Source organism: Brevibacterium sp., from assembly GCF_022712115.1.
Taxonomy (GTDB): Bacteria; Actinomycetota; Actinomycetes; order Actinomycetales; family Brevibacteriaceae; genus Brevibacterium; species Brevibacterium salitolerans.
Genome location: NZ_JALAHB010000122.1, coordinates 1 through 5,004, shown reverse-complemented (window position 1 = coordinate 5,004; position 5,004 = coordinate 1). Strand labels below are relative to the sequence as shown.

At 65.8% G+C, this 5,004-nt stretch carries 5 protein-coding genes and 1 pseudogene; 2 read left to right on the top strand and 4 right to left on the bottom strand.

Annotation, left to right across the window (positions count from 1 at the left end):
• Positions 1–29: 29 nt before the first annotated feature.
• Entirely contained in the window at positions 30–704 is a 675-nt protein-coding gene (locus Q0A33_RS07125) for a hypothetical protein (protein ID WP_291794746.1), read from the bottom strand.
• A 237-nt stretch (positions 705–941) separates the two neighbouring features.
• Entirely contained in the window at positions 942–1,208 is a 267-nt protein-coding gene (locus tag Q0A33_RS07120; RefSeq protein ID WP_291794745.1) for a hypothetical protein, read from the bottom strand.
• A gap of 442 nt (positions 1,209–1,650) precedes the next feature.
• On the opposite strand from Q0A33_RS07120, the gene Q0A33_RS07115 reads away from it, so the two are divergent.
• A complete protein-coding gene (locus Q0A33_RS07115) occupies positions 1,651–2,880 on the top strand; it encodes a hypothetical protein (protein ID WP_291794744.1) in 1,230 nt (409 codons plus the stop codon).
• A 276-nt stretch (positions 2,881–3,156) separates the two neighbouring features.
• Complete coding sequence (locus tag Q0A33_RS07110; protein ID WP_291794743.1) at positions 3,157–3,807, top strand: response regulator transcription factor; 651 nt, start codon at positions 3,157–3,159, stop codon at positions 3,805–3,807.
• Between the two features lie 122 nt (positions 3,808–3,929).
• Here Q0A33_RS07110 and Q0A33_RS07105 read toward each other — a convergent pair whose 3' ends face one another.
• Complete coding sequence (locus Q0A33_RS07105) at positions 3,930–4,556, bottom strand: hypothetical protein (protein ID WP_291794742.1); 627 nt, start codon at positions 4,554–4,556, stop codon at positions 3,930–3,932.
• A pseudogene (locus Q0A33_RS07100) lies at positions 4,549–5,004 on the bottom strand (alpha/beta hydrolase); the annotation flags it as partial. The gene Q0A33_RS07105 and the pseudogene Q0A33_RS07100, both read right to left, overlap by 8 nt.

Sequence of the window (5,004 nt, the reverse complement as noted above, 5' to 3'; positions counted from 1 at the left end):
GGGCTTGGGTCCAGGACAGGCTTGCTCCACTACAGATGCATCGAGCCCTCTTCACTGTCCGCCTGGCCATTCACCACGTCACCCCAGCGGCTCAGATCGTCCCCGGCCTCCACGATGTAGGACTCAAACCTCGCATCAGAGCGGATCGAGTGGATGAGCTGAGAGCTTCCGCCCACAATCGTGAAGTCAAGATCGACGTCACCGCCGATCACCCACTCATGAGTGGCGGGCCAGAACAATTGCGGAAACACCCCCGGGAATCCGGGACCCCAGCCAATGCCGGCAGAGTACACCCACCGAGGGTCAGAAAGCTCCGCCAGTGACGAGCAGAACAAGAGATACTGCCGACCTGGAAGTTCGAAGAACGGACCAGACGTCACAGCCTCCGCGACCTGTCTGGAAACGAGATGCACCACACCGTCATCGGCACTCAGGCAACGGACGTCCACTCCCAGCTCATTCCAACCCGCACTATCCGCAGAAAGGGACTCACGGTGATTGAGTGCGCCAAAACCGTTCCAGACTGCAGCAACAACATCCTCCGCACTTCTGGATGACCGATGAATGTGCGCAACAAGACGGGAAAGGAGGGCCGCCCCAAGGAAATAGTCAGGCGGTCGCTCAACGCTCCACCCGTCAGGGAACGAGAGGGCGCCTTGGTCCTCTTCGTTGCTGAGCTGACGCCACTGAACCAGCGGGTGCATGCTTCTGCCGTTCCTCCGAGCAATTTCAGCCCAGGGCCAGCAGGACTCGTCGGGCGCACCTTCCGCATCCGTGTGACTCAAACGAGAGGGAGCATCGCGGCTCACAGACACCGGGTGAAGAATCCGCAGGTAGGCCTCAAATCCCGCCCCCACAATGCCGGCCGGGGTAGCCGCGCGGGCTGCGCTGACCCGCGGAATGAGCCACGATCCCAGCTCCACGTGCTCCGTAACCTCCATCTAGACCACCGCTCCACGCATCTCTGCCTGTGCTGCTCGGCGTGAAAGCGCAATGGTGACGACGAGCGAAGCAACACCACCCAGCAGCGGCACGAGGACGGTCAGTGCAACGAGGAGTGCTTTCTCCAAGGACGTCAGAGGCGAGCGGACGGTGAGGATGATGGCGGTGATGGTGATCACCAGCATCAGGATTGGTATGACCACGAACGCCACATCGTAGAGCGGCGGAAGGATCGGATTCGCCAACTCAGCCTCGTTGCCCTTCACAGCAATCAGCATCCTGCACCGGCCTACCTGGGCGCCTTCTCAGCTTCCCTGCGGTTTGACTATCTTGCCGTTGGCTCAGCCCCGGTTACCGGCTCCGCGACCGCTGCGGATGAGGAACCGCATCCAGAGTGCGATGGCCGCTCCACCGATGCCAAGGGCGAGCCCAATGCCCACGAGCGCCACGATGCCCGTGCCCAGGCACCGCTCCTCGTACGCGCGCGTGCTTCATGCTGAGCTCACCGGCATCCATGCGTCTCCAATCGTTGCGTTCTCAGCGCCTGTCCGGCACAGCTCGCATGACGCGAGCAACGAGGTGCCGCGCAAGTCATTCAACCTTCCTACAGGAACGCCGGGACGTCGTCACCCCTGCGGGTGATCTTGTCCCGCCTGATCGCCGGTCACGGCGGGCAGCAGCGCGTTCGGCTCCCGGTAGATTGGAGCGGTGACACGTCTTCGCCTGCCTCCGCGGCTCCAGTCCCTGTGGCGCTGGTTCCTCGGAACCCGCTTCATCGACCCCGCCGTCAGGGTCTGGTACCTGGCGATGGCGCTGCTCATGGTGCCTCCCACCACGGCGGAAGGTGATGGGGGTATGAGCGAGTACCTCGCAGTAGATCTGCTCCCCATGCTCCTGACACTCATTGCGCCGTGGCTGCCGGGAACCTCGACGTGGGTACTGACGGGCCTGGCCGTGGCCACCCTCCTGGGCATGCCGCTTCCCGGCGGGCCTTCTCAGGAACTCATGGGGCTGGTCCTCCTCGGCGCCCAGCTCGGCACAGCAACGCTGCTGATCGCATTCGGCCGCTGGCGCACAGCCGTGCTGGCCTTCGCAGCGAATGTCCTGCTCTCAACCGCACTCACCATGCAGATGATGGGTCTTTCGGTTTCGTCACTGTCCTTCCCCACGCTCGCGCAGACTGCAGCAGAGCCGTTCCCTGACGTCGCCCTCGGAATAGCCTTCCTCTACTTCGAACGCACCTTTCAGCGACGCAGGGTCGAGATCGCAGCAGCGGCCGCAGCGCATCAGCGCGAACTCGACCGTCAGCATGACTCGATCATCAGGGACACACATGACGTGGTCTCGCATACCTTCTCCGCTGCACGCTCCCTCGCCGCCGTGCAGCAGCGATGCGAGGACCCTGAGCAGCGGCGGGAGATCGAAGCGGAGCTGTCCGTGGTCCTCTCCGCCGGTGAGGAGAACTTCCGCCAGTACATCCTGCGGATGCGCAGAGGGCCGGACAACAGGCAGGTCGACTTCCCCGCCGCCTTCTCCCAGTGGTGTGAGCGTCTCGCCGCGACGATGAGGATGGCGCAGCACCCGACGACGTTCCGCCTGGAGGAGCTTCCGCAGACACCGGACGACGTCCTCCTCGCCGAGGCCACCCTGCTCACCCAGGAGATATGCACCAACATCATCCGTCACTGCCCGGAAGGCGTGCCCAGCACCGTCCACGGGCACGGCACTGAGGACGCACTGGTGCTGCGCGTCGAGAGCGGCGTGCAGGCGAGAACACAGGTCACGCCCGATTTCGCCGCCTCACTGCGCCGGCGTGCCGAGGCGATGGGAGGGACTGCGACCTTCGAACTCGTGGAGAACGAAGACGGTTCCGTGCTTCGCACCGTGCTCACGCTGCCGGTAACCGGTCGCCCAGAGGAGAATCACCCTGACGGGTGACGAACCCCGCGCCGCACACAGCTACAGTTCGAATCATGCCGAAACCGACGCTCCGCCTCAGGACCGCGCCGCTCCTGCTCGCGGGACTCTCGCTGGCCTTCGCCCAGGTGAGAGCAGGTGTGCAGCCCCCACAAGCGCTCCCCACTCTGGAGCGGACTCATGCTTCCGAACAGGTGGTACCGGCGGCCGGGGCGCTGCCACACAGGCCTGCGCGATGCTCAGTGTGGAAGAAGACCAACCCCGCGCTCTACAAGAAGTACTGCAGGTGACGCTTCCGTGACCGCAGATCTGAAGCTCCTGCTGGTCGATGACGACCACTACACCCTGCGTGCGCTCCGGGCATTTCTGGGAGACCTGCCCGACACGACGATCGCAGGCACCGCCTCGGACGGCGCAACCGCCGTGGAGGAGTACGAGCGCCTGCGCCCGGACCTCACCCTCATGGACCTGAACATGCCCGTCATGACAGGGGTGGCGGCAACGCAGAGGATCCGGAAGCTCGATCCCGAGGCGAGGATCCTCGTCCTCACCACCGTGGCTCCCGGTCCCGGCCTCGCGCACGCACTGCATGCAGGTGCGCTCGCCGCCATCCGGAAGACCGCTCCGCCCGAGGTCCTCGGTCAGGCCATCCGCTCAGTCCTCGACGATGATCCCTCGGCGCTGTTCATGGATCTGCCCGGTGACCTCATCATCAGCGGCGGGCTCACGGCCCTCAACGGTCCCATCCCTCAGCTCGCGCCGGCCGAGCTGCGGGTTCTCACACTCATCTGCCGGGGAATGGGGCGGGCGGAGGCGGCAGAGGAGCTGTTCATCAGCCCCAACACGGTCAAGACCCACACCGCACGCCTGCTGCAGAAGTTCGAGGTCTCCACGCAGGCACAACTGGTGGTCCGAGCGCTCGAGTACGGCTTCGTCTCAGGGCTGTGAAGGCCGCGCTGCGACATAGAGCAGGTGACCGCTCGCGGCCCGAACAGTGCCGCTGTTCCCCTGACAGGTGACCGCGGCACGCGGTGCACCTCACCGCATGCTCCCCTCACTGCCCGCTGCGGTCACGGTCCGCTGCGGCGGAGGGCTCGGGAGACCCGTTTGGCGAAGCGACGGGCGTGGGAACGACGCAGCAGATGGCTGGCGATGCCGGCAGACGGTTCGACGCCGATCTTCCGCGCCGCCTCCGCCCTGTGCATCTCATAGTGCTCCAGGGCGGCGGCGAAATCGGCAGCCGCCCACTCCTCCGTCTGCTCGCAGAGGAAGTCGTCCGCCGTGACGACGCGGTACGGCCGCTCCGGGTGCTCGGCGAAAGCATGGACGTCATCGGTGATGATCGCATCGATGCCGGAGACGACTGCTGCAGCGTCGAGGTGCACATCTCCGGGGTCGAGCACCCACGGACTGCGCACCTCGACGATGCCTGTGGTGCTGAGCGGTGTCATCGAGAGAACCCGCTGTCTTGCGGCTTCGTACAGCTGTTCCCGCTCATAGTCCGGGCAGATCCGCCGCAGAGCAGGATAGAGCTCTCTCTTGATGCCGAACGTGCAGAGAAGGTCGAGGTTCGGCGACCGCCGTTTGCGCACAGCTCGCAACCACAGCCACAGCGGTTCCGGAGCGAGCACCGAGGTGTCCACCAGTGCCCGGCAGAGCTGCGGCACGTCCGAATCGGCACTTTCTCCCTCAGTCATTGAAGAACTCGGTGAGGATGCGCCGCACCTCCGCCCGGCCGCGCCACAGGATCGATCCCGGCGGCAGCACTTCGAGGCGCGCCCGCGGGAACGCCTGCGCGTACTCCTGTGCGACCTGAACGGGATGCGAGGGATCGTCCTCATGCGTAAGCACGAGCACCTCACCGGAGAACCGTGCGGCATCCGCCGAGGCCGTCGCCGGATCCGCCACCGCGATCTGTGCCGCCAGGCCCACACCGTCGGACATGTCCGTCTCCAGCAGCGCGTCCACCTTCTGCGCAGCCCAGGCCCGCGCGGGCTCCAGCGCCTGCACCTCCACCGGCTCCCGCGCCAGGAAGTGGGCGATGAGCCCCGCCCGGTCCCCCGCCTCCAGCAGCGCGCACACCTGCGGCCCACCGGCGTCGATCACCGCCGGCTGCTCCGCTGCGCACCCCGCCCGCGAGGCCGG